Here is a 25,298-nt window from a genome sequence, read left to right as displayed (position 1 = left end):
ATGAGAAGGCAATCCGCAGCGACTGTACGAATGGGAGTCAACTTGATTATGTCGCCCCCGTTTTGCCCGCGCCGTTGAATTAATCTTCGTCAAACAGCTCGATATATTCGCTTTCGCCCGTCTCGGTCAATTCACTCAGAGCTTCAATAGCATCTCGCGGCCAGCTCCCAGGCGGACCATACATCATGTACGGGAGCCCCTCAGGAGCGATATACATGCCGGGAAGACCAACAGTCGTGACCACTACGCCGTCATCCATGACGATTCGGGCATCGGATGGATCCAAAATCCAACCGCCATTGCTCAGTTGAGTCGAAGGTACCCACTGATGTGTAGGGTCGAAGTTGTTAGCAATTTTGATCGCCTGCTCTTTATCCATGAACCCAAGTTAGCGGCTGGATCGGACAGGCAAAGACTGGAAGCTATTCCGTATTCGAACGCACCGTAATTTCGCGCGCGGCGACCTCAGCAAGCGCAAAGGGTTCACCGCCATCAACACTGATGTGCAATAGCCCGGCAAGCGGTGGTTTCACTAGCTCAACCTCAGCACCAGGGCGCATGTTTTGTGCTGCAAGGAAGCGCAGTAGCTCAGGATCGTCATCATTGACCTGCTCCATGATGACTTTTGGGCTAAGGGAACAAAAACGTGTCTATCGGCGTGTCGGGTTAGGTGCCGATCCAGCCTTTTTGGATGCCGAGGTTGTGGCTGTATTCGGTTGAGATAGCGTTGTCGTAGAGGGCTGGTCTTCCTGTTTCTTGGTTGGCTTGGTTCTCGTTGTGGGTCGTGGCGTTTACCTTGGACAGTGCGTCACGGCCCCAATTGCATTCTTTGGCTATTTCTTGTGGGTCTTTCGGGCGATGTGTGCGCAGGTATAGCCACCAGTCGATGGTTTTGCGTTGTCGTTCACCGCTTCTTCCTCGGTGGAGTCTGGCGTGTTGTTTGAGTGGGGAGTTAAATCCGCCTTCCAGGCTGTTGGTGGTGCAGGCCCACTTAATATCGGGGTCAGCCGGATTCTGTGGTGGGTTGAGGTAGGTAAATAGCCATTGTTTACGGTCGAGGTTTTCGAGACTGTAATAGGCTTTACGCACTCGAAGGTGGGTAAATTCTCTTTTCCCGGTGATGATCGACAAGGTCTTTTCGTTGAGGTAGTCCTTGTATGTCACATAGAAGTTGTGCAGTTGTGCCGACCATTGAGCTGCTTGGTCCAGGTCGGTAATTCGGCTGAGTGTGCGTGCCAGGCGGTAGATGTCTTGTCCGGCGTTGGTGCGTGGTTGTGAGGTGACATAGCGGCGTACGACGCGTTGGGCGTGGACGAGGCAGCGTTGGATGCGTGTGCTGGGCCAGTCTTTTTTGATGGCGCTGTAGGCACCGCGTCCACCGTCTAAGCAAACCATCAGGGGTGCGGGGATCGGTTGGAGCAGCCTGAGGTAGTCATGGGTGTTTTCTTCTTTCGCCCAAACCCAGTTGACGATGTGGTTTTTCGTGGAGGCAATTAGTAGACAACCGGCAGAGAGGTGGGTTCCGTCGATAAATAGTTGGTCGAAGATGCGGTGGGGATCGACTGGGTCTGGGGTGGGGATGTACCAGAAGGTGCGAAACCGGGTGCTGAGGTAGCGGCGTGATATTCCCATGTCACAGGCGATGGTGTCCATGGATTGTTGGCCTGTGACATGGGTGATGAAGCGTTTAAAGTCCGCAGCGAGTCGCTTATCGCGGCGTTGTTTCGTGGTGCTAGCGCCGCAGGTTGTGGATTTACAGCGCCAGCGTTGTGTGCCTTTGGAGGTAAATCCATTGCGTTTCATCAGCTCATGGCAGACCGGGCATAGTGGATGGTTTTTCGTCATTCCACCAGCAGATAACGGCAGGTAACACAGGTTTGGTACTGATCCCGGTATTGACCGAGATTGAGCTGTTTATAACACTGAAAAGATTACATACCTACGCTTTATTAGAGACAACCTGGGGATATATCAGGATCCTGGACACACTTCTGTTCCCTTAGCCCTGACTTTTTGACCAACCGAAAGCCCCACAAGAGTGCAGGTAGAAAGCGGGTCGATGGAGCCATCGGCACGCGGAATCGGATCACCGTGCGGGTCGCGGGTGGGGTGATTCAGGTGGGCATCGAGACGCCCGATAAAGCGGTCGGTGCAGGCATGCTCTAATACGTCCGCTTCATCGTGGACTTCATCCCAGGTATAACCCAACGTTTCCACCAGGAAGGTCTCCAAAAGGCGATGCCGGCGGGCAACCTGCCGGGACAAATCGCGCCCCAATTCCGTCAGCATCACCCCGCGGTAGCGCTCATGCACTACTAATTCCTTGGCGGCAAGCCGCTTGACAGCCTCAGAAGCGGTTGGCAATTTTTGATTCAACGCAGCCGCAAGATCGCCTAGCGCGAGCGGAAGGTCTACCCCGTTGCGCTCTTCATGGTCAAACAGTTCCTTGAGGTAGTCCTGCGTGCGCTCCGGCAAATCTGTCACATGCATACCCCCATCCTAAACAAACCGTTTTAAAAACAAATCTTCATCCGTATGCTTTCAATTGTTCAACCCATTGAACTTAAACATTCAAGGATGGAAATGAAACGAATACTTTTAGGGCTTAGCGCCATTGGCACTGCATGTGCGCTCACGGCATGTTCTGCAACCACTGCGCAAAACGCAACTGGAGCTGACGGCTCCGAACCGTTGACGATCTATGCGACCACGGGCTACCTGGCTGATGCGGCGCTAAACCTCGCCCCAGATGCTGATGTCATCACCATGGTCGGACCGGGCGGTGACCCACACACGTACCAGCCCTCCACCAAAGACATCGAGCAAATGCAGGCTGCAGACCTCGTGCTGTGGAATGGATTGCACCTTGAAGCGCAGATGATTGAGCAGTTGGAGTCGCTCGGTGAGCGGCAGCTGGCGGTCGGTGAGCAATTGGATCCCTCCAAGCTTCTTTCATGGGACGAGGTAGGCGACGGTGGTGAGCAGCTTTATGACCCTCATATTTGGAACTCACCGGAGCTTTGGACCGAGGTTGTAAGCCACATTGGTGACAAGCTCGCTGAAGTCGATGCCGCTAACGCGGATTCCTACCATGCCCATGCCAAGGCCTACTCGGAAGAAATCGACGCCGCAGCCCAAGCCGCGGAAGCAATGCTTGCCGACGTCTCCTCTCGCACCCTTATTACCGGCCACGATGCGTTCAACTACTTTGGCGACACTTTTGACTTTGAAGTTCACGCCACGGACTTCGTCAGTACTGATGCTGAAAAGTCACCCCAGGAGATTTCAGAACTCGCGGATCTGATTGCCCAGAAAGAAATACCAGTTATCTTCCAGGACAACCAGGCCAATCCGCAGGCCATTACCGCGCTGCGCGAAGCGGTAGAATCCCGCGGCTGGGCAGTGGAGGTCTCTGATGAAGAACTCTTCGCAGATACCCTCGGCGCAACTGAGCCAACTGATACTTATCTGGGGGCTTTTGCCCACAATGCTCAAGCGGTCGCAGAAGGCCTGAGTAAATGATCGACATTGAAAATCTCTCGGTCAGCTATGGCGCCAATAAAGTACTGGACTCAATCAGCGCGCATGTCGAACGCGGCCGTATAACCGGTCTTGTCGGCGCGAATGGCGCAGGTAAATCCACTCTCGTCAAAGCAGCCGTTGGCCTCGTTCGCGCTGAGCCCGGCGCGCACATCACTTTCGATGCCAAGTCACTGGAAGATTTTCGTGACCGGCTCGGGTATATGCCGCAGCAAGCTGCACTAGATTGGTCTTTTCCCGCTGTTGTGGGAGATCTCGCCATCATGGGACTTAGCGCTCGGCTACCGTGGTATCGCTGGCCTGGCAAAGAAGAAAAAGCCGCAGCGCATCGGGCATTAGAGCGTACCGGCGCTGCAAATTTAGCCAAACGACCAATCGCCGCATTGTCAGGCGGGCAACGACAAAGGGTACTGCTGGCGCGCACGCTTGCTACTGACCCAGACTTGCTCATCCTCGATGAGCCTTTCGCCGGCGTGGATGCCGTAAGTCAGGACGCCATCGTCAGTGTATTGCGCGATTTACGCGATAGTGGCGTCACGATATTGCTGGTTCATCACAACCTGGCTGAAGTCGCTGACTATTGCGATGACGTTATCTTGCTTGGTACCGGCGGCATCATTTCCTCCGGTCCAACCCAGCAAACCCTAACGGATACCGCCATCTCCCAGCTCTTTTCCCTCCCACGTTAGTCCCCCATTATGAACCCTTTTGATCTCCTCACGGACTACACGTATACCCAAGCACTTTTGGGCACGGTCATCATCGGTGTCTGCGCCGGCGCCTTAGGACCTTTAGTGTTAGTCCAGCGCCAAGCGTTGATCGCCGATGCCATCGCGCACTCCAGTTTGCTTGGTCTCCTCGGTGTATTCCTTTTCGTCGCCACTTTTGGCTTAGATGGCCGCAATCCCCTGCTGCTCATCGCAGGCTCTATCATCACGGGCCTAGTAGCCGTCGCCATTATCTCCGTTATCACTGACCGCACGGTGATTCATCGGGATGCTGCGATGGCTGCAACATTAACGACTTTCTTTTCACTCGGCATGCTATTGCTTCAATACATTTCTCGTAATCCCATCCCCGGCAAAGCCGGAATCCAAGATTACCTTTTGGGCAATGCCTCGACGCTCACCCGCGCCGATGTGAAATCCGCACTTGTCATTGGCGGCGGCGTATTGCTTATTCTTTCGTTGGTACACCTTAAGCAATCCGCTGTCGTCTTTGACGCCCCTTTCGCCCAGCTAGCGGGCATCAAACTAAATATCGTCAGATCTTTGGGATTTATCGCCCTGGTAGCAATCACCGTCATCGGCGTCAAAGTGGTTGGCGTCGTGCTGATGGTCGCTGTCGTCATTGCGCCCGCCGTCGCCGCGCGGCAATGGACTAACCGGCTAATCCCTTTCATCGCCTGCTCCGGGGCAATCGGCGGGCTTTCGGCTGTGCTTGGCACGTATTTCTCTATTGCCGCGGGCGAAACTGCAGTTGGATCCATCCCCACCGGCCCCGCGATTGTCTTGGTTCAAGGACTCATCGCAGCCGCTTCCCTCACAGCAAAGAAGGTGCGCTCCACTCATGTCTTTAGCTCTTAGCGCCTGCATATTAGCGATTACCACAGCGCTGGCCTGCGCGATTCCAGGAGTCTTCGTGGTTTTAAAGCGCGACAGCATGCTTATCGATGGAATCGGCCACGCTGTCTTACCCGGCATCGCCGTCGGATATCTCTTTACCTCCGATATCGATTCCCCCTGGCTGCTATTGACTGCCGCACTCGGTGGTCTCGCCGTGGCCCTGTGCACCGATTGGTTGGGACGAAGCGGAATCATCACTAATGATGCGGCACTCGGCCTGATCTTTCCTGCACTTTTTTCCGCCGGCATTATTCTGATTTCCACTCGCATGTCTAACGTGCACTTAGACGTTCACGTAGTGCTCATCGGTGACTTGAACCTAGTTGCTTTTACCAATCCCGGCTATAGCCTCATCATGATGGCCGTAGCCGCCGTCAATGCTGCTTTCATCTTGACCACCATGCCGCGTCTGACTACCGCGACCTTCGATCCCAGCTACTCCCGTGTCGCTGGCATCCGCACACGGGGCCTGCACACCATCTTCATGGCTTTGGTTGCTGCCACTGCTACCGTTGCTTTCCACGCAGCTGGTGCCATGCTGGTCATCGCACTCATGGTTTTTCCCGCCATCTGCGCGCGCCTTCTCACCAATCGCGTGCCGATGCTGTTTCTTACCGCCTGCATTATTGCCATCTGCACCGCACCGGTTGGTTTCTGGCTGGCTTATCACGCTAACGCATCAACCTCGGCCTTTATGGCCGTGACCTACGCGGGAATCTTTGTCGTAATTCTTATTCTCCGTTTCACTATCGTGCAACGTCGCACCGCGAAAGTTGGCATTAACTGACTAAGGTTTTCAGTCGTGCCACATGTTCTTCGTCCTTTGCCTATCTCGCCTGCCGATCCGCTTGCTATCCTTCCTGACCTGGAATTAGCCATCACGGGCCGCTATTCGCTGCTACCTTTGCCCGCTGCGGATAAGACTAAGTCCACGCTGTTGAAAAATTCACAGCGCGCGGGCGAAGAAATCGACGCGGAAATCGCATTGGTGGTGCCCACCTCAGGCTCGACTGGTACTCCGAAGGGCGCACAGCTCACGGCGCATAACCTGATCTCTAGTGCAGATGCGACTTACCAATACCTGGGTGGGCCGGGGCACTGGTTGCTCGCGATGCCAGCGCACCATATCGCTGGTCTGCAAGTGCTTATTCGCTCCATGGTCGCAGGGGTTGAGCCCTTAGCTATTGATGTCTCAGCAGGCTTTCACATCACAGAGTTCGCGCGCGCTACCCGGGAGTTAAAAGAAACTGGGGAGCGTACTTATACCTCGCTCGCTCCGATGCAGCTGGCCAAGGCAATGGATACCCAGGTGGGTATCGAAGCTTTGCAATCCTATGATGCAATTTTGGTCGGCGGTGCTGCCACTAATCCGCAGTTGTTGGAGTCAGCAGCCAGAATGCAGATCAACGTTGTGACCACGTATGGCTCTTCTGAGACTGCCGGTGGCTGTGTCTATGACGGAGTAGCCTTGCCCGGCGCGCAGGTACGCGTGGATGAGGGCCGCATTTATCTAGGTGGGCCAACCATCGCGCATGGTTATCGCAATGCGCCCGGCCATGAAGCTTTCGCGGAGCCCGGGTGGTTTCAAACCTCTGATGGCGGTGTCTTAGAAAATGGCGTGCTCACCGTGACAGGGCGCTTGGATAACATCATCGATTCTGGCGGGCTCAAGCTGCACCCAGAGGTGCTGGAGACTGCGATGCTAAAAGTTCCAGGCGTTGACCAGACATGTGTTGTGGGTATCCCCCACCCACGCTTGGGACAGGCAATTGTCGCGGCTTATACCGGTAATGCGTCGATGACCGATATTTTAGAAGCACTCGAAGAAGCACACACTCCACGCTGGCAGCTGCCGAAAGATCTCAAGCATCTAGCGGAGATGCCAGTCACTGGCCCCGGCAAGATTGACCGACAGGCGGTAGTGAAACTATTTTCGCCGTAATGTTAGGTGTTATGCGCAATAATCGACATTTCGGCTATGACTTTTTCACCCACACCATCCAGGTCCCCTGGGATCCTTTTAATGCCCCGGATGGTGAGACTTTCGAGCTTTTCGCACGCGAGATTGTTGCCCCCGATAAACATGACGCACCTGCGATTGTGTATTTGCAAGGCGGACCGGGCTCGCCCGCTCCTCGACCACTGAATGCTACGGGCGTGGTTGGGGAAATGCTCAAAGAGTTTCGCGTTATTTTGCTTGATCAGCGCGGCACAGGGAATTCGCACCGCATCGATTCGGCAAACCCAGCGGATGCGAAGCGTCTGAACTTACTGCGCCAGGAGTACATCGTCGAGGATGCAGAAGCGCTGCGCAAGCATTTGAACATCGACAAGTGGTCGCTCTTTGGCCAGTCTTTCGGCGGCTTCTGTATTACGGCGTATCTTTCCCGCCACCCCGAATCCGTTGAGCACGCTTACCTTACTGGCGGTTTGCCGACGCTGGAGAAAAGCGTCGATGATTTATATCGCACCACCTTTGCCAAGCTGCAAGTACGCCACGATCGTTTCTACCGCGAGTATCCGTGGGCGGAAGATCGCATTCGCGAAATCTGCGCACACTTGGAAGACTCAGCGGAAATTCTGCCGACCGGCGAGCAGCTGTCGGCACGACGTTTTCGCACCATCGGCATCAATCTAGGCCGCGGAGTCGGATTCCACTCGCTGGCGTATCTGCTGGAAAATCCTTTCCACGCCCACGGCGGCGAAAAGCGCCTGCGCACGGATTTCCTCAACACCGTCGGCGCGCAAGTCTCTTTTGCCGGTAATCCTCTGTATGCCTCAATCCACGAAAGCATTTATGGCGGCGTCGGTGGGCAAAAGGCCACCAATTGGTCGGCGCACCGCATGCGTGAAGAAATCCCGGGATTCGAAGAGGACCTCGATCCGCGTACGGCTAAAAAGTTCTATCTCACCGGCGAGCACATCTTCCCGTGGCAATTCGACGAAGATCCGGCTCTTATTCCCGATAAAGAAGCAGCGATGGCAGTAGCAGCGCACGAGTGGCAATCCTCGCCCTATGATGCCACAGCGCTTAGCGATGCCCCCATCTCCGCTGCTGAAATATACCTCGATGACATCTATGTTCCTTTCGAAGAATCACTAAAGACCGCGCAGACCTACGGCGACCTGAGATTCGACGTCACCAATGCGTTCCAACACGACGGCATTGGCCATGATGGAGCAGGCATCTTTGCCCGCCTGCGCGGTCTAGTAGAAGAAAGGTAAAGGCCTTAAGGCCTTTACTAAACGCCTTGCGCTTCAGCGGCTGCCTGGACTGCGGCCTTAACTGCTGGAGCAACGCGGCCATCGATAGCTTCTGGCACAATACAGCCTGGCTCGAGTTCGTCTGCGACGATGGACGCAATGGCATCGGCAGCAGCCAGCTTCATCTCTGGGGTGATCTTCGCGGCCTTCGCAGCGAGTGCACCAGCGAAGATACCTGGGAAAGCCAGGACATTGTTGATCTGGTTCGGCAGATCAGAGCGGCCGGTCGCAACAATCGCGGCGTACTTCCGTGAGATCTCTGGATCGATTTCTGGGGTTGGGTTTGCCAGGGTGAAAATGATGGGCTGGGGAGCCATCAACTTCACGGCTTCTTCACCGATGCTGCCACCAGACACGCCGAGGAAAAGCTCTGCGCCTTCAAAGGCTTCATTGACGCCGCCAGTAACGTTGCGTGGATTGGTCTTGGCAGCCAACGCCTGCTTGGTTGGCGAAAGGTCGGTGCGGTCTTTTTGGATAACACCACGCGAATCCAGCACGATGATATCGGTCGCGCCTGCATTGGTGAGCATGTCGACGGTTGCTACACCGGCCGCACCAGCACCAGAGATGACAATCTTCAGGCCTGCAAGCTCACGACCGAGCAGCTTCAAAGAGTTGCGCAGTGCGGCGAGGATAACCACGGCAGTACCGTGCTGATCATCGTGCATAACAGGGATATCGAGGCGCTCAATGAGACGACGTTCGATCTCAAAGCAGCGTGGTGCGGAGATATCTTCCAGGTTGATAGCGCCGAAGGATGGTGCCAAGCGAGCGATCGTCTCAACTAGTTCATCAACGTCTTGGGTATCGAGCACGATGGGGACGGACTTCAGGCCAGCAAACGCGCTAAACAGCTGTGCTTTGCCCTCCATGACAGGCAGGGAGGCCTGCGGTCCGATATCGCCCAGACCTAAAACTGCGGAGCCATCGGAGATAACAGCAACGGTGTTGCCAACGCCGGTGTGCGTGCGGGCAACTTCTGGGTCGGCAGCAATGGCCTCGCATACCTTGGCCACACCTGGGGTGTAAGCCAAAGAAAGGTCACGCATATCGCGTAGGGGGCGGGTCGAAGCAATCGAGAGCTTGCCGCCAGCGTGCGCGTCAAAGATTTCTTCTTCGGTGAGATTCTGAGTATTGCGTTTCAATGCTGCAGTCATCGTTTTGCCTAGCTATCTCTTGCGAGATTATCGGGAGTAGTTTCTAAACCGAAAACAGTAACCAATTCGGTCACCCAATAGGAAATGCGTATTGCGAACATTTGTGAATATTCGGCTGACCTTTGTTGCCATCTTTGCAAAACGTCACTTAACAGTGAATATAAATCAGACCTCACCCAATTAGCGCAGCAGTGGGCGCGACCATAGCGCGAGGACCAAGGTGGACGCCAAAGCCAGCGCCGCCATGATCCATAAGGTACCGGCGGTCCAGGAGGCATCGACTGCCATCGCACCTAAAGCCGCACCGGAGGCAATACCCACTTGATAGGTCACGACATACAAAGACGACGCCGCATCCGGGTTTTTCCGCCCTGCGTGCAAGAAAATGGTGGTTCCCAGCGTCGGTAATGCGCCGTATGCCCCACCGAAGACAATGATGGCGATGAAAATCAGCACGACGGACATCACGCCATCTGAGCCAAACGCCAGCTGCCCCACGATGGCCGCGAGAAGAAATAGCGTGGTGGTGTGCACGCTGCCGCGCAGCATGCGGCGGTCGACGGTGCGGGTGGCAACGGTAACGCCCAATAAGCCGAGTGCGCCGAAGACAAAGAGTCCGATGGAGACAAGTCCGGCACCAGCAGTTTCAGAAAGAATAAGACCCAGGTAGGTGTAGGCGGAAAATACGCCGGTGACCGCGAGCATTAAAAACAGCACCAAGGAGATCAGATCCCAGGGCATGTGGTGCTTTGTTTGCGCCGCGTCATTTTTGGGCAGCGGTGGCAAAGACGGCACCGTCGGCAATAAGACCGCAACGGCTGCGATAGTAAGCACACCTAGTACCCAGGTGGTTGGGCGCCAGCCGATCAGTCCTCCCAACCAAGTGGCCAAAGGAGAACCCACGACCAAGGCCATCGTCGAGCCCACGGAGACAATGCCGACGGCCTTGCCTGTATTGCCCGGCGACATGCGCGCGGCCATCGGTCCCACTAATGCCCAAAACACGCCATGGGTTAGCGCCGCAGTAATACGCCCAACAGCCAGCATCGAGTAATTGACCGTGAGTGCTTGAATCACGATGCCGGTAATTAAAAAGCCCAGGGTGGTTAAGAATACGGTGCGCTTATTAAATCGGCCCAGCTAAATCATCGCGGGGATGGTCACCACGGCGACAACCCCGGCATAGATTGTCATTAATAACCCGATGCGGGATTCCGCCACGTCTAAGTCCTGGGCCATGGGACTAATGAGGCCCACGGCAAACATCTCAAAAGTCACATAGACAAAAGCCGCAAAACTCATCGCGGTCAAAGGAATCAGCGGGAAGCGGGATTCAGTTGCGGCGGCATTAGACATGGCGACACTTCTTCCTGGAAATGGGGTGTGGGAAAGGGTGGAGAGAAAACTCCCCTACACAGTAGCGCTCACCTGGCTATCTGTAACTACGAACCATGCATAAATGCAGTGAAGTAAGCACCGCAACTCCCCTGACATCATCGGCGACTACGTCACGATAGAATTCGTGGTCGTGCTGCACCGCTGCGACGCGCATTCGCTCTTCGTGAGACAATGAACGCTATGTCTAGTGCAAAAAATTGGCTTGAGGGCGCGCGCCCACACACCTGGGCGAATGCATTTGCCCCTGTTTTCGCAGGTACCGGTGCCGCGGCGGGGATCGGCGGGTTTCACTTTGGCCGGGCACTACTGGCACTGATTGTGGCCTGGGCGTTAATCATTGGCGTCAACTTTGCCAATGATTACTCCGATGGCATCCGAGGTACCGATGATGATCGCTCTGGCCCGCAACGGCTGACCGGTGGCGGTTTGGCCAAGCCACAGCACGTAAAATATGCAGCCTTTGGTTCCTTCGCCGTCGCAGCCATCGCTGGCATTTGGTTATCGCTGGCTGCTGGCGCGTGGTGGTTTATCCTCATCGGAGCCTTCTGCATAGCCGGGGCATGGTTTTACACCGGCGGCAAAAACCCCTATGGCTACCGTGGTCTGGGAGAAGTCGCCGTCTTTATCTTCTTTGGGCTCATCGCCGTATTGGGTACGCAATTTACCCAGGCTGGAACGCTGTCGTGGACTGGTCTGCTGCTCGCGCTGGGTGTGGGCGGCATGAGCGCGGCGGTGAACCTAGCCAATAATATTCGCGATATCCCCTCGGATTCCGAAACCGGAAAGATCACCCTCGCGGTGCGTTTGGGTGATGCCCGCTCACGCATGCTCTTTACGGTATTGCTGACCTTGCCGGTGGTCTACACCATCCTCATTGCTATTGGTTCGTGGCTGGCGCTTGTCGGCTTGGTCTACATCCCGTTTGCTCTGAAATCCGTGCGCACGGTCAATCGCGGTGCGCGTGGTCCGCAGCTGATTCCGGTACTGGGCCTGACGGGCCGGGCCATGCTGATTTGGGCTGTTGTTTCCGGTCTTGCAGTGGCGTTGGTGTAATTTATGCTGGGCGTCATTACAGGTTTTGCCATCATCTTGGCCGTTATTGCGGTCGGCTGGCTTTTGGCACGCACGAAAATCATCCGTACCGATATGGAACGGCTCATGTTCAACCGCGTCGCCTTTTATGCCGCGACGCCAGCGCTGCTTTTCGATGCCGTCTCCACAGCCGACCCGGAAAACTTCCTCACCCCTGTCACCTTGGTCATCACCGTGGCCACCGTTGCGGTTTCGGTGATTTATGGCGCTATCTTCTTTCGCCAAGGTGCAGGCGGCATTGGTATTGGCTCCGCGTCAGCGAGTTATTTCAACTCCGTCAATATTGGCCTGCCGGTCAGTATTTACGTTATCGGCGATGCCACGCACGTCGTTCCCATCATGTTGTTGCAGATGATGGTCTTTACCCCGATCTATTTGGGTCTGATTGGCGGTCAATCCATCTTGGGCTCAATCAAGGCAGGACTGCTCAACCCCGTTGTCGCCGCATCGATTGCCGGCTTTGTCGTCGCAATCATGGGTTGGCAACTTCCTGATCCAGTCGCCGAACCCATCGCCTTGTTGGGCGGCGCATCCATTCCAATGGTGCTCATGAGCTTCGGTGCGTCTATTTTCGGCAGCACCGTGCTCTCCGACAAGGAGATGCGCCCAGCAGTCCTGACCGCATCCGCGCTCAAACTCTTTGCTATGCCCCTGGCCGGTTTTCTTACCGCCACCTTGCTGGGAATGGATGAGAACCTGGTCTATGCCTGCACCATCTTGTGTGCATTGCCGACAGCACAAAATGTCTATAACTACGCGGCGACCTATGAAACGGGTCAAACCATTGCTCGCGATACGGTCTTTATCACCACGTTCGCATCGCTGCCGGTGATGTTGATTATCGCTATGCTCTTTGGGCGGTAAAACCCAGCAAAGCTTTAGTCTTCGCTATCGCCACGGCCGGACAGCTCGCGCTGTACCCAGGCTTTGTGTTCTTTACGCTGCTGGGAGTATTCCCCGATGGATTGGGTAGCTTCCATGCGCCACTGCGAGAAAATCAACATCGACAGCGGCAGTGCGACAAACAACGCCAGCAGGGCGGTAAATACCAAAGGAATCGGTGCATCGATCACAACCGCCACGGTTTGAATGACGATAGTCAAAACCACAAACAGGGCAAGGCGCGCGAGGCCATATTTTACAACAGCCCGGCGGGACTTCTTCCGAAGTTCAGGGTCTGGAATTGGTGCTTGATCATCCACAGGCATTGAGTTTACCTCCTTCGATTTTCGCCCCGTAGAATGGCCTACATGGGTCGAATATTAATACTGCTACTGATTATCGCAGCCGTTGTTTTAGTCTGGAAAGCCTTTGGCCCCAGCTCGTGGAACCAGAAGGCAAAGACCACCGCTGCGCCACCGCAGCGGGAAATTAAAGGCCCCGATGATGATGAAAACTTCTTGTGGGAATTAGAAAAAGAAGCTTTCAAACAACGCCGCGAACGCGAGCGTGCGGCAGAAGAAAAGCGTCGCCCACAATCAGGCAACCGGAAAGATTTACCGGATTCCTCCGATGACACGGACAACCGGGATAACCCGGATAATAGGAATAATCCGCGGTCTGAAGACTAGCTAGCTGAAAAAATTAGCTCACGGATTTTTGGGGAACGAACTCGATATCAAGATTCAGCGCGTGCGCCACGGCAACGACCTTTTCCCAGCGCACGCCTTCCCCACCGTGTTCAATGGTGTGCAACGTAGAGCGGGATACGCCCACGGTCTTTGCTAAATCCTGCTGCACGATCCCAGAATCACGGCGCCGCTGCGCAAGCAGCTGACCCAACTCCACCAGCGTGTGATTATCGCTGGCGGGCTTTCCTTGCTTCTTGCGTGTTGGATTGCTCATGAAATTAATTTAGCCCAGCGTAGGAGTGGAGACCGGAGACCACCATGTTGATAAAGAACAAGTTAAAGATCATCGTAGCCAAGGCGATGATATTAATCCACGGCGCAAACTTCGCCCACGATGGTGTTGCACGGGCGTGCAGATACGCGGCATACAAAATCCAGGTCGCAAACGAGACAGTTTCCTTCGGGTCCCAGCCCCAGAAACGACCCCAGGCAGCTTCGGCCCAAATTGCGCCCAGCACGATACCCAGGCCAAGCACTGGCAAGGTCACCACGGCGACGCGGTAAGCCATCTGGTCGAGCTTCTTCGCCGATGGCAACGGCTTAGCCACGGTGCCGAAAAAGCCCTTTTCCTTGCCCTTGGGCTGCGCGCGGCGCAGCAAGTGCAAGATGGAGCCAATACCGGAGACAATACCTAAGGAACCACCCAGGGACACGATGGTCACGTGCACGGGCAGCCAGTAGGACTGCAGCGCCGGCACCACGGGTGCAGATTCGGCATAAAGCTTGGTGGAGCCATAAAACATCAATGCCAGCAGCGGGGTAAGAACCCATGGCCACAAGGTGCGCCACTCTTTGCGCTGCATTGCAATCATGACCGCCACCATCGCGCCGAAGGTGATCATCATCATATACTCGTACAAATTGCCCAGTGGGAAGCGATTAACCGCTAAACCACGCAGCACAATGGAGGCCAGGTGAAGTGCCAAGGCAACCCACAGCAGCGAGTTCGTCATGCCGCCAAGGCGGTCCACCTTGGATTCTTGGGCAGCGATATCGGACGCAGAGACGCTTGTCGATGTTTCATTCGCCGCCTCATCCACAGCGAGAGCATCGCTCGAGTCACCACCCTGGGCAGCAACGCTGGCCGTGGCCTTAACGCTGGCCTTGGAGTCTTCACGAGTCTTCGCTTGAGCCTCGGCGTGTTCGCGGCGGGCGGTAATAACACCATTGAGACGGCCGTAATATACCAGCGAAAACACTAGTGCGACTGCGTAGACCACAAATGCAGTCTGAAACGCAATGTCTGAGAAGTTAGACAGATTCTGATTAACCGGCATCAATTTCTTACCTATCGGAGTTAGACCACACAAAGTGGCGTATATACCCACACACCCTACTACTTTTGTCCAACCGTAACCAACTTTCGGACGATTGAGTACAGGGTGCTGAGCACGAGAAATACTTGAGGTTTAGTCTTCTGCGAACAATACGTCTTCCTCGACTTCATCCGGGTCAGGCAGCTCCAGCAAGTCGCGGTAGAGCTCGTCGAATTCCTCTGACCAACCGGCGCGATCTGTGCGTGCCAAACCGCCCATTTCAATGGCGGTGCCCGTGCCACCTTCAATCGGGCGCAGACGGATCCAGATACGGCGACGCTTAATCACCAGTGAGAAGACCAAAGAGATCAGCATGGTCATTGCGGAGACCAAGACCCACTTTTGTGTGGGGTCGTAAGAGATCTGGAAGTTGGCGTATTCATTCGCGCCATTGAAGGTCACCGTAGTGCCATCATCCAGGGTTACGGATTCATCCATCGTTAAGTTCACACGGTCGATGCGCTGGAGCTGACCAGAGTGCACCAATGAAGAATCCAGGTCGAAGATAGATTGCGCGGTACCGGTATCTAACCCGGCATCACCGCGGTAGATATCCACGGCCATCGCTGGATCTGTCATCGATGGGTAGCTGGAAGTCAGCAGTTCATTATTTTCGCCGTCCCAGCTGGCGGTCGGTGCAAATAGCCCCTGAATAGCAAGCTGGTTTTGGCGGCGATCATAAAGATCCGGGTACATGCCCGCTGGTGGGTCAAAGCGCATCACGCCAGAAGACAGGAAGAAAGTCGGGTCATCGGGGCGGAATTGCACCGTTTGGGTGCGCTTTTCGCCATTGGGCCATTCCACCGTAACCGTCGGTGCAAAGCCGTGGCCTTGCAGGTAGATGCGGTTGTTATCCGTGCGCAGTGGGTGGTTGACCTTGAGCTCATAATCTTCCCAAGTCTCTGGGTCTTGGAAGATCTCATCGCCCTTGGCAAAGGAGATATTCGAGGTAAACATCTCTGCCTGGCCATTAGGCAGGTAATCTGCCACGAAATCATGGGCTTGGAAGCAGAAGTCATGCAAGCCGGTGCCATCGAAAAGCGCTCCGGCGCGGAAGCTGTCATAGTTCGACAGCGAGGTATTACAAAACTCGTTTGATCGTTCCAAGTCGGTAGAACCGGTATCGGTGACCACGATGACCTGGCCTTCGTAGTAGACCAAGCGGCCAAAAGCGACGGTGATGAGCACCGCAACCAAAGAAATGTGGAAGATCAGGTTCGCCAGCTCGCGGCCATAGCCACGTTCGGCGGAAATGGCATAGGCGCCCGCGCGGTCCTCGTTGGGTTGAAATTCGGAGACGCGCCACTTTTTGAGCTTGGTTTTGACCTGCGCCTGCATCTGTTCAAAGCTGCGTTCGGTCTCGCCCTTGGCGTGCATCTGCATCCGGTGCAGGTTGCGCGGCGCACGGGTTGGTGGGGTCTTCCACGCTTTGTAGTGATCCCAGGAACGCGGCACGATACAGCCCACCAAGGAAATGGTCAGCAGCACGAAAATGGCGCTGAACCAGGTGGAGTTGAAGACATCGAAAAGCTGTAGCTTGTCGTAGATTTCTGCGACGCGGCCATTGGAGGCAATGAAATCATTGACATTGGATTCATTTAGGTCACGCTGCGGCAGCAGGGATCCGGGGATCGCTGCCAGAGCGAGCAAGAATAACAATGCCAGCGCGGTGCGCATGCTGGTAAGCCAGTGCCAGGAACGGCGAAGGGCAGTGCGGATTTTCTTCATGGTGGGGACGGTCTCCTATTTCTACGCTTAAATTAGCGTCATGCCGTATTCGACGGTCCATTGACGAACCCAGTTGATGAAGTATGCCCATGCGCCTGACACAAGCAAAACACCAACGATGATCATGGTGATACCACCGATGATTTGAATCATGCGGGAGTGCTTACGCATCCACTCGACGCTGCGCATGGCACGAACAGAGCCCAACGCAACAAGGAGAAATGGCAAGCCCAAGCCCAGGCAGTAACCAATGATTAACAAGGTGCCACGCACCGCTGTCATGCCTTCGGTTCCTGCGGATACGGAAATAATCGCGGCCAGGGTGGGTCCCAAACATGGGGTCCAGCCCAAGGCGAATACTCCGCCGAGCAGTGGCGCGCCCAGCCAATTGGTCCAGCGCTTCGGGGCCATGCGGGTATCGCTTTGCATAAAGCCGATACCGCCCATGAACACGATGCCCATCAAGATGGTGATGATGCCGCCGATGCGCATGAGTGTGCCCGCGTTGAGTGTGAGCATGGAAATCGCGCCGAATACTGACACGGTCGCGAGCACGAACACAATGGTAAACCCGAGGATAAACAGCAATGCTGCACCCACGACTGCCCATTGGCGTTGTTTGGTGACCACGGGTTGGTTATTTTTAAATTCCACCTGGCCGCCGACAAGCCCGGCGAGATAGGACATATAGCCCGGTACCAGCGGCACCACGCATGGCGAGGCAAATGAGACCAGCCCGGCGGCAGCCGCTGCTAAAAGCCCCAGCAATAACGGCCCACTCATGGCCGTATCTGCAAAGGCACTTCCAATATCAGTCACGTGTTAACTCGCTTGTTCCTGCTCGAGGTCATCGACCACATCTAAGACATCTTGCTCGGTGATGCCACGCAAGAAGACGGCTGCTGGACGGTGTTGAGCATCCAGGACAATGGTGGTGGGCACCACGGAGGTGGGAACACCACCGAGTGCTGCTGCCGTGCGAAATGGCGGGTCATAGATCGACGGGAAGGTCACCCCGTTGTCTTCTTTAAAATCGCGCGCGATCTGTGGGTTGTAGTCGCGGACATTAATGCCTAGTACCGTGCCAAGATCACGTTCATCTAATTCTTCTTGCACGCGCTGCAAATCATCGACTTCCGCGCGGCACGGTGCGCACCACTGTCCCCACGAGTTCAGGACTACGATTTCACCTTCATAGTCATCTAAAGAGATGGTTTCGGATTCATCCATCAAGGATTCGCCGGAAAAAGACTGCAGCGGTTTGCGGTCTTGTTCCTCATAGAAAATCTCTTGCTGTCCGCCTGGCGTGATGAATTCGAACGTGGCGCCTTGTGCAACAGCATTTTGCGCGTTGTCGGATTCTTGGGCACACGAGGCTAAGAGCACGCTAGCGGCAGCAATTACAGCTGCTGACGCAAGGCGCTTGGTATCAAACATGAACTAGACTTTCTCAACGGGGTATGGTGCAGGAAAATTAGATGCTTTGTGCAGGTGATGAGTAGAAAATATCGATAATCTGCTCACCGTCAAAGACCAAGGTAGATACGGAAGCCAGATCGCATTCACGGTTCCATGGCGCATGCGCTAAACGCAAGCCCAAGACGGTGCGCTGCACCATGACGATGGGCAGCTGGTGGCTGATCAAAATCGCCTCATGACCTTCGGCGTGCGCACGCGCGCGTTCGACCGAGTCCATCATGCGCGAAGCAATCTCAGTAAACGGCTCACCCCAGCTTGGTTGCAAGGGATTGTGCAAAAGCGGCCAGCGTTGCGGATTCCACAGCGCGGAGCGCAGACCCTTAACGTGCAAGCCTTCAAAGCGGTTGCCGGATTCAATCAGCGTCTTATCGATTTCCACGTCCAGACCGGTGACCTTAGCAAAAGGCTGTGCCGTTTCTTGGGTGCGCTGCAGCGGTGACGCCGCCAAATAGGTGACATCGTGGTCTTCAAAAGCCTTCGCGGTGCGCGCCGCCATGGAGTGCCCACGGGCCGAGAGATGATAGCCGGGGATGCGGCCATATAAAATTCGATCTGGGTTGTGGACCTCGCCGTGGCGCACGAGGTGGACGAGAGTTTTCGTCACAGCTGGGGTTCCTTCCAATTGGTTTTTCCAGGCTCAACTCAACAGCCTAAACCGCTAAGTGGAGCTTAAAAAACTTACGCCGTTGCCTGTGCTGCAGCACGTGCTGCGGGCTTGAGCGCTTTTTCGATTACCTCAAAATCATCGTCCGTTAGCGCATCAGATACAAACCACGTCTCAAATGGGCTCGGTGGAACCATGACCCCAGCCTGCAATAGCTCGTGGAAGAACGGAGCAAAGCGGAAGGTATCCGCTGCCTTCATGTCATCAAAGTTGCGGCCTTCACCATCCGCAAAGCGAATCGACAGCATCGACGAAGCACGCTGCATATGGTGCGCTACACCTTCGCCATCTAGTGCGGAAGAAATCAGATCCGACAACCTATCGGCGTGGGCGGCAAGGCGCGGGTACAGGGATTCATCGGCAAGCTTTAGCGATGCCAAACCTGATGCCATTGCCACTGGGTTACCGGACAACGTTCCTGCCTGGTAGACGGGCCCGACTGGTGCCAAGTAATCCATGATGTCCGCGCGTCCACCAAAAGCGGCTGCGGGCAGCCCGCCGGAGAGAACCTTGCCGAAGGTGACCAAGTCACCGGCGACATGGTCGACGCCGAACCAGCCCTGGTGCGAGGTGCGGAACCCAGTCATCACCTCATCCAAAATCAACAACGCGCCATCAGCATGCGCGATGTCTTTGAGCGCATGGTTGAAACCTTCCTCCGGTGCCACGGTGCCCATATTGCCGGCTGCGGCTTCGGTGATAATGCAGGCAATCTCTCCTGGATTATCGGCAAAAGCCTGCTTGACGGCGTCCAGATCGTTATAAGGAACCACGATGGTATCCGCGGCCGCCGCACCGGTGACACCCGGGGAATCTGGCAGCGCCAACGTTGCCACGCCGGAACCTGCCGCGGCCAGCAACGCATCCACGTGACCGTGGTAGCAGCCGTCAAACTTCAAGACCTTGGCGCGGCCGGTAAACCCACGTGCCAAGCGCACCGCGGACATGGTGGCCTCCGTACCGGAGTTGACCAAGCGGACTTTTTCCGCAGCGGTACGAGAGATAATCTCTTCCACCAACAGGGTCTCGCCAACAGTTGGTGCACCAAAGCTCAGGCCATCACGTGCGCTATCTTGCACGGCCTGAACGATATCCGGGTGGGCATTGCCGTGAATCATCGGGCCATAGGAGCCAACCAGGTCAACAAAGGTATTGCCATCAACATCGGTAAGCTTGGAGCCCTGCGCCGAGGCAATGACACGCGCTTGGCCACCGACGGAGCCGAAGGCGCGCACAGGAGAGTTCACGCCACCTGGCGTAACCTTCTCGGCGCGCGAAAACCACTGCGCAGAAGTAGACGTTGCAGACGACAAGGAAGAGTCCGGGGAAGAAACCATAGCCTTCATTGTACGTATTTTGTGGCTATACAAAAGTTTGAGTAACTGCTGTGATGCGGCATCGGTTCAGCCGGGTTAAACTCACCTTAGGTTTTATATGAGAAGTCTCGGGGGATTCTTCTTTATCTTTCTTGCCAGATTCGGGGGTTCGGCAATGCTTTTCGATGTTCCATCTGTTGTTTATCCCACCACCCGCCGTGGAAGGTATCCGCTGCTGGTGGGCTTAATCTTAGCTATCGGCGCAAGCGGGTTGACTGCATGCGGAGTTGATGAAAAACCAATTACGCGCACGGCCTCGCACAGTGCTCATCAGTGGCAACCCGCGCATGTGCCGCAGCCGATTTCTCGGCGCGAGGATTTTGTTGAGCGTCTCGCTGCGTCACGGACATCACAATCAGCGTCATCGTCCGCCTTGCCTGACCCTCTGGAGGAACAAGAAGGCACCCCAGAATCTCCTCCGGAAGTGCCCGCACCTGCCGAGCCTGTGCCACAGCCACAATCGGCTCCAGCACCGCAGCCTGTACCACCGCAAGCGCCAGCTCCGGCGCCACCGCCGCCTCCCCCACCAGCTCCTCGGCCTGCACCACCGCGTCCTGCTCCACAGCCAGCTCCCCCGCCGGCGAAACAAGGTCCGGTATTGAAATTTCCGGGTGCAGATATCCCAGATCTACGCCTTGTGGTTCCTTAGTTGACCACGCGCAGGCCAATGATGCCGGCGACGATCATCAGCAGGAAGATAATTTTTAACGTCGTCACGGCTTCTTCGCCGGCGGCAAAGGAATACAGGATGGTAATCGAAGCGCCAACACCTACCCACACCGCATAAGCGGTACCCACAGGAAGAGATTTCATGGCCCAGGCCAGCCCGCCCATGGAGATAGCTAGTGCGGCAAAGAAGGCTACCGACGGCCATAATCGCGTAAATCCTTCTGCCTTGGACAAAGCAATAGCCCACACGGACTCAAATGCGCCGGAAAGAATAAGAATGATCCATGCCATAACCTCCTACTTTGGCAAATCTTTGGCACAATGGGCAACTATGAAGATTGCATTTTTAGGTACTGGTCGCATGGGCTCCGAACTGGCGCGTCACGTGATGAAATCCCACGACGTCACAGTGTGGAACCGCACGGCTAAGCGCGCGCAGCCTCTAGTTGACGAAGGCGCCACCCTGGCCGACTCCCCGGCGGACGCCGTCAAGGACGCAGAAGTGATCATCACGTCCCTCTTTGGTCCTGATGACATCCGCGAGGTGGTTATCTCCCAGAACCTGATTCCTAAGGGTATTACCTGGATTGATACCACGACTGTCTCGCCGGAGGCAGCCCGCGAATTCGCCGAGGCTGTTGACTCCTATGTGCACGCACCCGTGGTCGGTTCCTTGATCCCAGCGCGCAACGGCGAACTAGGCGTTTATGTCGGAACCCCAGATGCATCCCGCCGGGAAGTAGCACTAGATATTGCCCGTCCGTGGGCCGGTGAGGAAAAGCTCATCGGTGTAGATTCTGCGGCCAAAGCCGCCACCGGCAAGCTGCTGGCCAACTTGGCGCTCTCAGTCACCGCGCAAGGTGTTCTGGAAGCACTCAACCTGGGTGAGGCGGAAGGCCTGGCGCAAGATGAGATTTTGCAGATGCTGGATATCACCGGCTTGGCATTCATGAAGAATATGAAAGCACCATTTATCGTGGGCGAACGCGCGACCAGCCCGGGTGATTTCACTGTGGATGCTTTGTGTAAGGATTCCAAGTTGATGGTAGATACCGCGAAAGTGCCGCTGCCTGCCGTGGAAGCAGCGATGCAAAACTTTGAACGCCAGCAAGAACTCGGCCACGGCGATGAGGACTTCTCCTCCATCTTCGTCTACTGCAAAGACTAGCGCGAGGTTTTAACCAGCTAACGCACAAGCCCAAGCTGCTTCCACATGTGGAAACAGCTTGGGCTTTCGTATTATCGCCGGTCAGGTCGCCTTAATATCTAGCTACTGAGGATACGGTTAGCTGCCGCACGCGCATCGGCGATGACCGCGGGTACTCCTACCCCGCCGGCCCAAGCGCCGGTGACTTCGAGTCCTGGCTGCGCGGTAATCTTCTCCCGCACTGTGGCAACCGTTGCCAGATGATGTTCATCAAAACGCGGCAGCCCGCCGAACCAGCGCTGAGTATAGATTTCACTCACCCCAGCTGCGCGGGCATCAAAGCCGGTGATGGTCAGCAGATCATCTAAGGCATAGTCGACCAAGGTATCTTCTTCTTCGCGCGCCAAAGAGTCATCACCGAAGCGACCAAAGCTCACGCGGATGAGCGCACCCTGGCCAATGCGGTCTTTGATATGTGGCCATTTCTTCGAACTAAACGTAAACGCCTTGGCGTGCACGCCCGGCTGATCCGCAGCAATCAGCACGCCGGAGGCATCAGGCAAACCTTCATCCGAATCAAATTTCAGCCCCACCACCGCAGAACTTGCCAGCTTGACCGGCCGGAGTGCTTCGGCAGCTTCTGGAGCCACCTTGGCGAGCAAGCGCGCAGTCGTCGGCGCCGGGGTCGCTACAACCACGCGGTCATATGGCTCGGTATCCCCCGGGATTCCCTGCCCAGTGATCGTGTATTGCTGTGTCTTGGTATCAAAGCTGATGCCTGAAACGAAGGTATCCAGGTGAATATCTGCTTCAGATTTTTCCGCGAGGGTTTCATACAACTCGGCATAGCCGCCGGAAAAGGCATTGAATACGGGCTTACTTGGTCCATCAGTCGGCGCTGGACGGGACTGCTCAATCTTGGATACGGCACCGGACAAGGTGACCTTCTCCCCTGCTTCAGCCAAGCCGTCAAGTGCTTCTGCCAACTGCGGGACAGTCGCGCGAATGCCTAAATCATCAGCCAGGCAGGAATACACCCCACCGAGTAACGACGAGACCACGCGGTCGACTACTTCATCGCCGTAGCGCTCGCGCACTAGCTTGCCGATGCTCCGGTCTTCTCCCGGTGTCCAGTCAATGGCCTCCGCGTCTTTTTCCGCATCGATACGCGCTGCGGTGTCCGCACTGATCAAGTGTGTAATCGGGGCTGAAGACGAGGGAATGCCCATGACTCCGCCGCGGGGCAGGTTATCCAAGGTGTCAGCGGAATAAACCAGCGAGGATTTTCCGGAAGGCTCCACCAAGGATTGCTCTAGGCCAAGGTCGGCGAAAAACTCCAGCGCATCCTCGCGGCGTGCCAAGAAAGCTTCCGCGCCAAGGTCGACGGGCCCATCATTAAACGGCACGGTAAAAAGCTTGCCGCCAATTCGATCTGAGGCTTCGAATACGTCAACGTGCACATCGTGTCCAGATTGTGCCTGTCGAAGCTCATACGCGGTGGTTAACCCCGCTAGACCTGCGCCAACAATGGCAATTCTCATTTAGCCCTCCTCGTGAATGATCGCGACAGCACGCGTAATTGCTTCTGCTTCCGTGGTTGGCAGGACGCCATGTCCCAAGTTCCAGATATGCCCGGTTGCATGACCTGCTTGTTGGGCGGTTGCCACCTGGTCGCGGATTGAGCGTACTGCCTGGCGCACGGCATCGTCGCCAGCAAATAACATTGCGGGATCCAAGTTACCCTGTAATGCATGCGCACCGTGCGCGGCGTGGATGCGTTCGGCAGCTTCATCCATGCGCACCCGGTAATCCACGCCCATGACTTCCGAACCCGCTTCGGCCATCGCTGGCAATAGCTCTCCGGTGCCCACGCCAAAGTGAATACGAGGTACTACGCCTTGTACATGGTCAAGGATCTGCGTGGAATATGGCAGTACGTATTTACGGTAGTCCTCACGGTTGAGGTAGCCCGCCCAGGAGTCAAAGAGCTGCATGGCATCAATGCCAGCATCAATTTGAACATCCAGGAAGTTAATAATGGTGGGAACCAAACGCTTCATCAGTGCGTGCCAGGTCTCTGGCTCAGAATGCATGAGCGCTTTGGTCTTTTCGTGGTTTTTCGAAGGACCACCTTCAACAAGGTACGACGCCAGGGTAAAGGGCGCGCCAACAAAGCCGATGAGCGCTTGGGTATCGGTGAGTTCATCCAAGATGATCCTGATACCATCAGCGACCTCATCCACGTGCTCATCGAGGATAGGAAGATTATCAATATCGCTGCGGGTACGAACCGGCTTGTCCATTACGGGGCCGCGTCCGGCGACAATATCAACGCCGATTCCAGCAGCGCGCAGCGGAACAACGATATCGGAGAATAAAATCGCGGCGTCAACATCGTGACGGCGTACTGGTTGGAGCGTAATTTCGGCTAGCAGCTCTGGCATGAAGCACGAATCCAACATCGTGATGCCCTCGCGTGCGGTGCGGTATTCCGGTAGTGAACGACCTGCCTGGCGCATAAACCACACTGCTGGGCGCGATGGGGTTTTGCCAGCAGCAGCATCAAGCAAGGGAGCATTGGTGAGATGACGTTTCGACATAACTGCCATTATGCCCCACTATCGTCCGAAAGTATGAGTCCTGCAGTATGTCGTGGGGATCAATCCCAGTTCGGGTCGCCAGCTTTCTTCGCGATGAAGTCATTCGATGCCGGCCGGAACATCAACAGTAATCCGGCGGCTACCAGCACGGGGATGACAACTAGGAAGAACCCGGAGACTCCAATGAGGAAGCCAGCGACGATGACAAAAAGCACCACTGCTGCCGTGACCGTGATGATGCGGCGGGCGAGTTTGGAACCTTGCGCCAATTGCGGCGAGGTCACGGAAATAATAATGGCGCCAACGATATTGATCCCGGCGATCAAATAGCGGTTAAATTTCACCGGTCCAGGTTCTTCTACTACCGGCTCTGCACCGGTGCCGAAAATACCAAACAGTCCCGCGCACAGCATGACCACGGCGGCAACAACCAGAATCCAATAAGCCCAGCGCAGCGACGCCGGTGAAACCTCATGCGGAATGCGCGGAGGGGTGTACCCGCGGTTGTAATCAACCGGTCCTTGCCGTCGATCGAAATCGTCCATCGCGCAAATCCTTATGTTGTGTATTTCTGCTGTAACTCTAGTGCTGTCACCAGCGCTGGCTAGCTTC

At 55.6% G+C, this 25,298-nt stretch carries 28 protein-coding genes and 1 pseudogene; 10 read left to right on the top strand and 19 right to left on the bottom strand.

Going from position 1 to position 25,298, the window contains the following annotated elements; genetic code table 11:
- Window positions 1–79 precede the first annotated feature (79 nt).
- From CAMM_RS02125 to CAMM_RS02110, 4 genes are all read right to left on the bottom strand, one after another.
- Window positions 80–379: a hypothetical protein gene (locus tag CAMM_RS02125; RefSeq protein ID WP_003848008.1), complete on the bottom strand. Its 300-nt coding sequence runs from the start codon at window positions 377–379 to the stop codon at window positions 80–82.
- Between the two features lie 43 nt (window positions 380–422).
- A complete protein-coding gene (locus CAMM_RS02120) occupies window positions 423–617 on the bottom strand; it encodes a FeoA family protein (RefSeq protein WP_003848007.1) in 195 nt (64 codons plus the stop codon).
- A 49-nt stretch (window positions 618–666) separates the two neighbouring features.
- A complete protein-coding gene (locus tag CAMM_RS02115; RefSeq protein ID WP_040355768.1) occupies window positions 667–1,845 on the bottom strand; it encodes an IS256-like element ISCoam1 family transposase in 1,179 nt (392 codons plus the stop codon).
- A gap of 126 nt (window positions 1,846–1,971) precedes the next feature.
- Window positions 1,972–2,490, bottom strand: coding sequence for a metal-dependent transcriptional regulator (locus CAMM_RS02110; protein ID WP_003846685.1), 519 nt, complete (start codon window positions 2,488–2,490; stop codon window positions 1,972–1,974).
- A gap of 87 nt (window positions 2,491–2,577) precedes the next feature.
- On the opposite strand from CAMM_RS02110, the gene CAMM_RS02105 reads away from it, so the two are divergent.
- Genes CAMM_RS02105 through CAMM_RS02080 form a run of 6 tightly spaced genes read left to right on the top strand, consistent with a single transcriptional unit; the run spans window position 2,578 to window position 8,390 of the window.
- Window positions 2,578–3,522, top strand: a complete 945-nt coding sequence (locus tag CAMM_RS02105; protein WP_415270370.1) for a metal ABC transporter substrate-binding protein — start codon at window positions 2,578–2,580, stop codon at window positions 3,520–3,522.
- Window positions 3,519–4,229 (top strand): metal ABC transporter ATP-binding protein, encoded by a 711-nt coding sequence (locus CAMM_RS02100; protein WP_003846690.1) that lies wholly within the window; start codon window positions 3,519–3,521, stop codon window positions 4,227–4,229. The genes CAMM_RS02105 and CAMM_RS02100 overlap by 4 nt, the downstream gene beginning before the upstream one ends.
- 9 nt (window positions 4,230–4,238) lie before the next feature.
- Entirely contained in the window at window positions 4,239–5,126 is an 888-nt protein-coding gene (locus CAMM_RS02095) for a metal ABC transporter permease (RefSeq protein WP_003846692.1), read from the top strand.
- On the top strand, window positions 5,110–5,952 hold the full coding sequence (locus tag CAMM_RS02090; protein WP_003846694.1) for a metal ABC transporter permease: 843 nt from the start codon (window positions 5,110–5,112) through the stop codon (window positions 5,950–5,952). Before CAMM_RS02095 ends, CAMM_RS02090 begins: the two co-directional genes overlap by 17 nt.
- A gap of 15 nt (window positions 5,953–5,967) precedes the next feature.
- Window positions 5,968–7,107 (top strand): o-succinylbenzoate--CoA ligase, encoded by a 1,140-nt coding sequence (gene menE, locus CAMM_RS02085; RefSeq protein WP_040355097.1) that lies wholly within the window; start codon window positions 5,968–5,970, stop codon window positions 7,105–7,107.
- Between the two features lie 11 nt (window positions 7,108–7,118).
- Entirely contained in the window at window positions 7,119–8,390 is a 1,272-nt protein-coding gene (locus CAMM_RS02080) for an alpha/beta fold hydrolase (RefSeq protein ID WP_373871610.1), read from the top strand.
- Between the two features lie 17 nt (window positions 8,391–8,407).
- Here CAMM_RS02080 and CAMM_RS02075 read toward each other — a convergent pair whose 3' ends face one another.
- Entirely contained in the window at window positions 8,408–9,586 is a 1,179-nt protein-coding gene (locus CAMM_RS02075; RefSeq protein ID WP_003846698.1) for an NAD(P)-dependent malic enzyme, read from the bottom strand.
- Between the two features lie 180 nt (window positions 9,587–9,766).
- Window positions 9,767–10,942: pseudogene (locus tag CAMM_RS02070) on the bottom strand (MFS transporter).
- Between the two features lie 213 nt (window positions 10,943–11,155).
- Here CAMM_RS02070 and CAMM_RS02065 point away from each other — a divergent pair.
- On the top strand, window positions 11,156–12,037 hold the full coding sequence (locus CAMM_RS02065; RefSeq protein ID WP_003846704.1) for a 1,4-dihydroxy-2-naphthoate polyprenyltransferase: 882 nt from the start codon (window positions 11,156–11,158) through the stop codon (window positions 12,035–12,037).
- Between the two features lie 3 nt (window positions 12,038–12,040).
- Window positions 12,041–12,940 carry an AEC family transporter gene (locus CAMM_RS02060; protein ID WP_003846705.1) on the top strand — a complete coding sequence of 300 codons (900 nt, stop codon included), beginning with the start codon at window positions 12,041–12,043 and terminating at the stop codon, window positions 12,938–12,940.
- A 14-nt stretch (window positions 12,941–12,954) separates the two neighbouring features.
- Here the strand turns inward: CAMM_RS02060 and CAMM_RS02055 are convergent, their stop codons facing one another.
- Window positions 12,955–13,284, bottom strand: coding sequence for a DUF4229 domain-containing protein (locus tag CAMM_RS02055; protein ID WP_003846706.1), 330 nt, complete (start codon window positions 13,282–13,284; stop codon window positions 12,955–12,957).
- Window positions 13,285–13,326: 42 nt separating this feature from the next.
- On the opposite strand from CAMM_RS02055, the gene CAMM_RS02050 reads away from it, so the two are divergent.
- Entirely contained in the window at window positions 13,327–13,647 is a 321-nt protein-coding gene (locus tag CAMM_RS02050) for a hypothetical protein (RefSeq protein WP_040355133.1), read from the top strand.
- A gap of 13 nt (window positions 13,648–13,660) precedes the next feature.
- Here the strand turns inward: CAMM_RS02050 and CAMM_RS02045 are convergent, their stop codons facing one another.
- The 9 genes from CAMM_RS02045 to CAMM_RS02005 all read right to left on the bottom strand — a co-directional run bounded on the left by CAMM_RS02045 (window position 13,661) and on the right by CAMM_RS02005 (window position 21,230).
- Window positions 13,661–13,921, bottom strand: coding sequence for a helix-turn-helix domain-containing protein (locus CAMM_RS02045; RefSeq protein WP_003846710.1), 261 nt, complete (start codon window positions 13,919–13,921; stop codon window positions 13,661–13,663).
- A 4-nt stretch (window positions 13,922–13,925) separates the two neighbouring features.
- A complete protein-coding gene (ccsB, locus tag CAMM_RS02040; protein ID WP_003846711.1) occupies window positions 13,926–14,984 on the bottom strand; it encodes a c-type cytochrome biogenesis protein CcsB in 1,059 nt (352 codons plus the stop codon).
- A 132-nt stretch (window positions 14,985–15,116) separates the two neighbouring features.
- A complete protein-coding gene (locus CAMM_RS02035; protein WP_003846713.1) occupies window positions 15,117–16,751 on the bottom strand; it encodes a cytochrome c biogenesis protein ResB in 1,635 nt (544 codons plus the stop codon).
- A gap of 27 nt (window positions 16,752–16,778) precedes the next feature.
- Entirely contained in the window at window positions 16,779–17,534 is a 756-nt protein-coding gene (locus CAMM_RS02030) for a cytochrome c biogenesis CcdA family protein (protein WP_003846715.1), read from the bottom strand.
- Between the two features lie 39 nt (window positions 17,535–17,573).
- On the bottom strand, window positions 17,574–18,188 hold the full coding sequence (locus CAMM_RS02025) for a TlpA disulfide reductase family protein (protein ID WP_003846716.1): 615 nt from the start codon (window positions 18,186–18,188) through the stop codon (window positions 17,574–17,576).
- A gap of 37 nt (window positions 18,189–18,225) precedes the next feature.
- Window positions 18,226–18,834: a histidine phosphatase family protein gene (locus CAMM_RS02020; protein ID WP_040355105.1), complete on the bottom strand. Its 609-nt coding sequence runs from the start codon at window positions 18,832–18,834 to the stop codon at window positions 18,226–18,228.
- Between the two features lie 74 nt (window positions 18,835–18,908).
- The gene (gene hemL / locus CAMM_RS02015; protein ID WP_050759849.1) at window positions 18,909–20,231 is read right to left on the bottom strand and encodes a glutamate-1-semialdehyde 2,1-aminomutase; all 1,323 of its coding nucleotides are present in this window, start codon (window positions 20,229–20,231) and stop codon (window positions 18,909–18,911) included.
- A 281-nt stretch (window positions 20,232–20,512) separates the two neighbouring features.
- Window positions 20,513–20,833 carry a hypothetical protein gene (locus tag CAMM_RS12835; protein WP_147581027.1) on the bottom strand — a complete coding sequence of 107 codons (321 nt, stop codon included), beginning with the start codon at window positions 20,831–20,833 and terminating at the stop codon, window positions 20,513–20,515.
- Window positions 20,834–20,915: 82 nt separating this feature from the next.
- Window positions 20,916–21,230 carry a DMT family transporter gene (locus tag CAMM_RS02005; protein ID WP_003846723.1) on the bottom strand — a complete coding sequence of 105 codons (315 nt, stop codon included), beginning with the start codon at window positions 21,228–21,230 and terminating at the stop codon, window positions 20,916–20,918.
- Window positions 21,231–21,270: 40 nt separating this feature from the next.
- Here CAMM_RS02005 and CAMM_RS02000 point away from each other — a divergent pair, with 40 nt between their 5' ends.
- Window positions 21,271–22,107, top strand: a complete 837-nt coding sequence (locus CAMM_RS02000; protein WP_040355139.1) for an NAD(P)-dependent oxidoreductase — start codon at window positions 21,271–21,273, stop codon at window positions 22,105–22,107.
- A 98-nt stretch (window positions 22,108–22,205) separates the two neighbouring features.
- Here the strand turns inward: CAMM_RS02000 and CAMM_RS01995 are convergent, their stop codons facing one another.
- Genes CAMM_RS01995 through CAMM_RS01985 form a run of 3 tightly spaced genes read right to left on the bottom strand, consistent with a single transcriptional unit; the run spans window position 22,206 to window position 25,231 of the window.
- Complete coding sequence (locus tag CAMM_RS01995) at window positions 22,206–23,627, bottom strand: protoporphyrinogen oxidase (protein ID WP_003846727.1); 1,422 nt, start codon at window positions 23,625–23,627, stop codon at window positions 22,206–22,208.
- Window positions 23,628–24,686, bottom strand: coding sequence for a uroporphyrinogen decarboxylase (hemE, locus tag CAMM_RS01990; protein WP_040355140.1), 1,059 nt, complete (start codon window positions 24,684–24,686; stop codon window positions 23,628–23,630).
- A 59-nt stretch (window positions 24,687–24,745) separates the two neighbouring features.
- A complete protein-coding gene (locus CAMM_RS01985) occupies window positions 24,746–25,231 on the bottom strand; it encodes a hypothetical protein (RefSeq protein WP_003846731.1) in 486 nt (161 codons plus the stop codon).
- Between the last annotated feature and the right edge of the window lie 67 nt (window positions 25,232–25,298).

This window comes from Corynebacterium ammoniagenes DSM 20306 (assembly GCF_001941425.1).
Classification (GTDB): domain Bacteria; phylum Actinomycetota; class Actinomycetes; order Mycobacteriales; family Mycobacteriaceae; genus Corynebacterium; species Corynebacterium ammoniagenes.
The sequence above is the reverse complement of the archived record's forward strand: the minus strand, read 5'-3'. Positions and strand labels throughout refer to the sequence as shown.

Coding starts and splice junctions, on each gene's coding strand:
- CAMM_RS02125 (WP_003848008.1), bottom strand. CDS start 379: ATGGATAAAGAGCAGGCGATCAAAATTGCTAACAACTTCGACCCTACA.
- CAMM_RS02120 (WP_003848007.1), bottom strand. CDS start 617: ATGGAGCAGGTCAATGATGACGATCCTGAGCTACTGCGCTTCCTTGCA.
- CAMM_RS02115 (WP_040355768.1), bottom strand. CDS start 1,845: ATGACGAAAAACCATCCACTATGCCCGGTCTGCCATGAGCTGATGAAA.
- CAMM_RS02110 (WP_003846685.1), bottom strand. CDS start 2,490: ATGCATGTGACAGATTTGCCGGAGCGCACGCAGGACTACCTCAAGGAA.
- CAMM_RS02105 (WP_415270370.1), top strand. CDS start 2,578: ATGGAAATGAAACGAATACTTTTAGGGCTTAGCGCCATTGGCACTGCA.
- CAMM_RS02100 (WP_003846690.1), top strand. CDS start 3,519: ATGATCGACATTGAAAATCTCTCGGTCAGCTATGGCGCCAATAAAGTA.
- CAMM_RS02095 (WP_003846692.1), top strand. CDS start 4,239: ATGAACCCTTTTGATCTCCTCACGGACTACACGTATACCCAAGCACTT.
- CAMM_RS02090 (WP_003846694.1), top strand. CDS start 5,110: ATGTCTTTAGCTCTTAGCGCCTGCATATTAGCGATTACCACAGCGCTG.
- CAMM_RS02080 (WP_373871610.1), top strand. CDS start 7,119: ATGCGCAATAATCGACATTTCGGCTATGACTTTTTCACCCACACCATC.
- CAMM_RS02075 (WP_003846698.1), bottom strand. CDS start 9,586: ATGACTGCAGCATTGAAACGCAATACTCAGAATCTCACCGAAGAAGAA.
- CAMM_RS02065 (WP_003846704.1), top strand. CDS start 11,156: ATGAACGCTATGTCTAGTGCAAAAAATTGGCTTGAGGGCGCGCGCCCA.
- CAMM_RS02060 (WP_003846705.1), top strand. CDS start 12,041: ATGCTGGGCGTCATTACAGGTTTTGCCATCATCTTGGCCGTTATTGCG.
- CAMM_RS02055 (WP_003846706.1), bottom strand. CDS start 13,284: ATGCCTGTGGATGATCAAGCACCAATTCCAGACCCTGAACTTCGGAAG.
- CAMM_RS02050 (WP_040355133.1), top strand. CDS start 13,327: ATGGGTCGAATATTAATACTGCTACTGATTATCGCAGCCGTTGTTTTA.
- CAMM_RS02045 (WP_003846710.1), bottom strand. CDS start 13,921: ATGAGCAATCCAACACGCAAGAAGCAAGGAAAGCCCGCCAGCGATAAT.
- ccsB (WP_003846711.1), bottom strand. CDS start 14,984: ATGCCGGTTAATCAGAATCTGTCTAACTTCTCAGACATTGCGTTTCAG.
- CAMM_RS02035 (WP_003846713.1), bottom strand. CDS start 16,751: ATGAAGAAAATCCGCACTGCCCTTCGCCGTTCCTGGCACTGGCTTACC.
- CAMM_RS02030 (WP_003846715.1), bottom strand. CDS start 17,534: ATGAGTGGGCCGTTATTGCTGGGGCTTTTAGCAGCGGCTGCCGCCGGG.
- CAMM_RS02025 (WP_003846716.1), bottom strand. CDS start 18,188: ATGTTTGATACCAAGCGCCTTGCGTCAGCAGCTGTAATTGCTGCCGCT.
- hemL (WP_050759849.1), bottom strand. CDS start 20,231: ATGGTTTCTTCCCCGGACTCTTCCTTGTCGTCTGCAACGTCTACTTCT.
- CAMM_RS02005 (WP_003846723.1), bottom strand. CDS start 21,230: ATGGCATGGATCATTCTTATTCTTTCCGGCGCATTTGAGTCCGTGTGG.
- CAMM_RS02000 (WP_040355139.1), top strand. CDS start 21,271: ATGAAGATTGCATTTTTAGGTACTGGTCGCATGGGCTCCGAACTGGCG.
- CAMM_RS01995 (WP_003846727.1), bottom strand. CDS start 23,627: ATGAGAATTGCCATTGTTGGCGCAGGTCTAGCGGGGTTAACCACCGCG.
- hemE (WP_040355140.1), bottom strand. CDS start 24,686: ATGTCGAAACGTCATCTCACCAATGCTCCCTTGCTTGATGCTGCTGCT.
- CAMM_RS01985 (WP_003846731.1), bottom strand. CDS start 25,231: ATGGACGATTTCGATCGACGGCAAGGACCGGTTGATTACAACCGCGGG.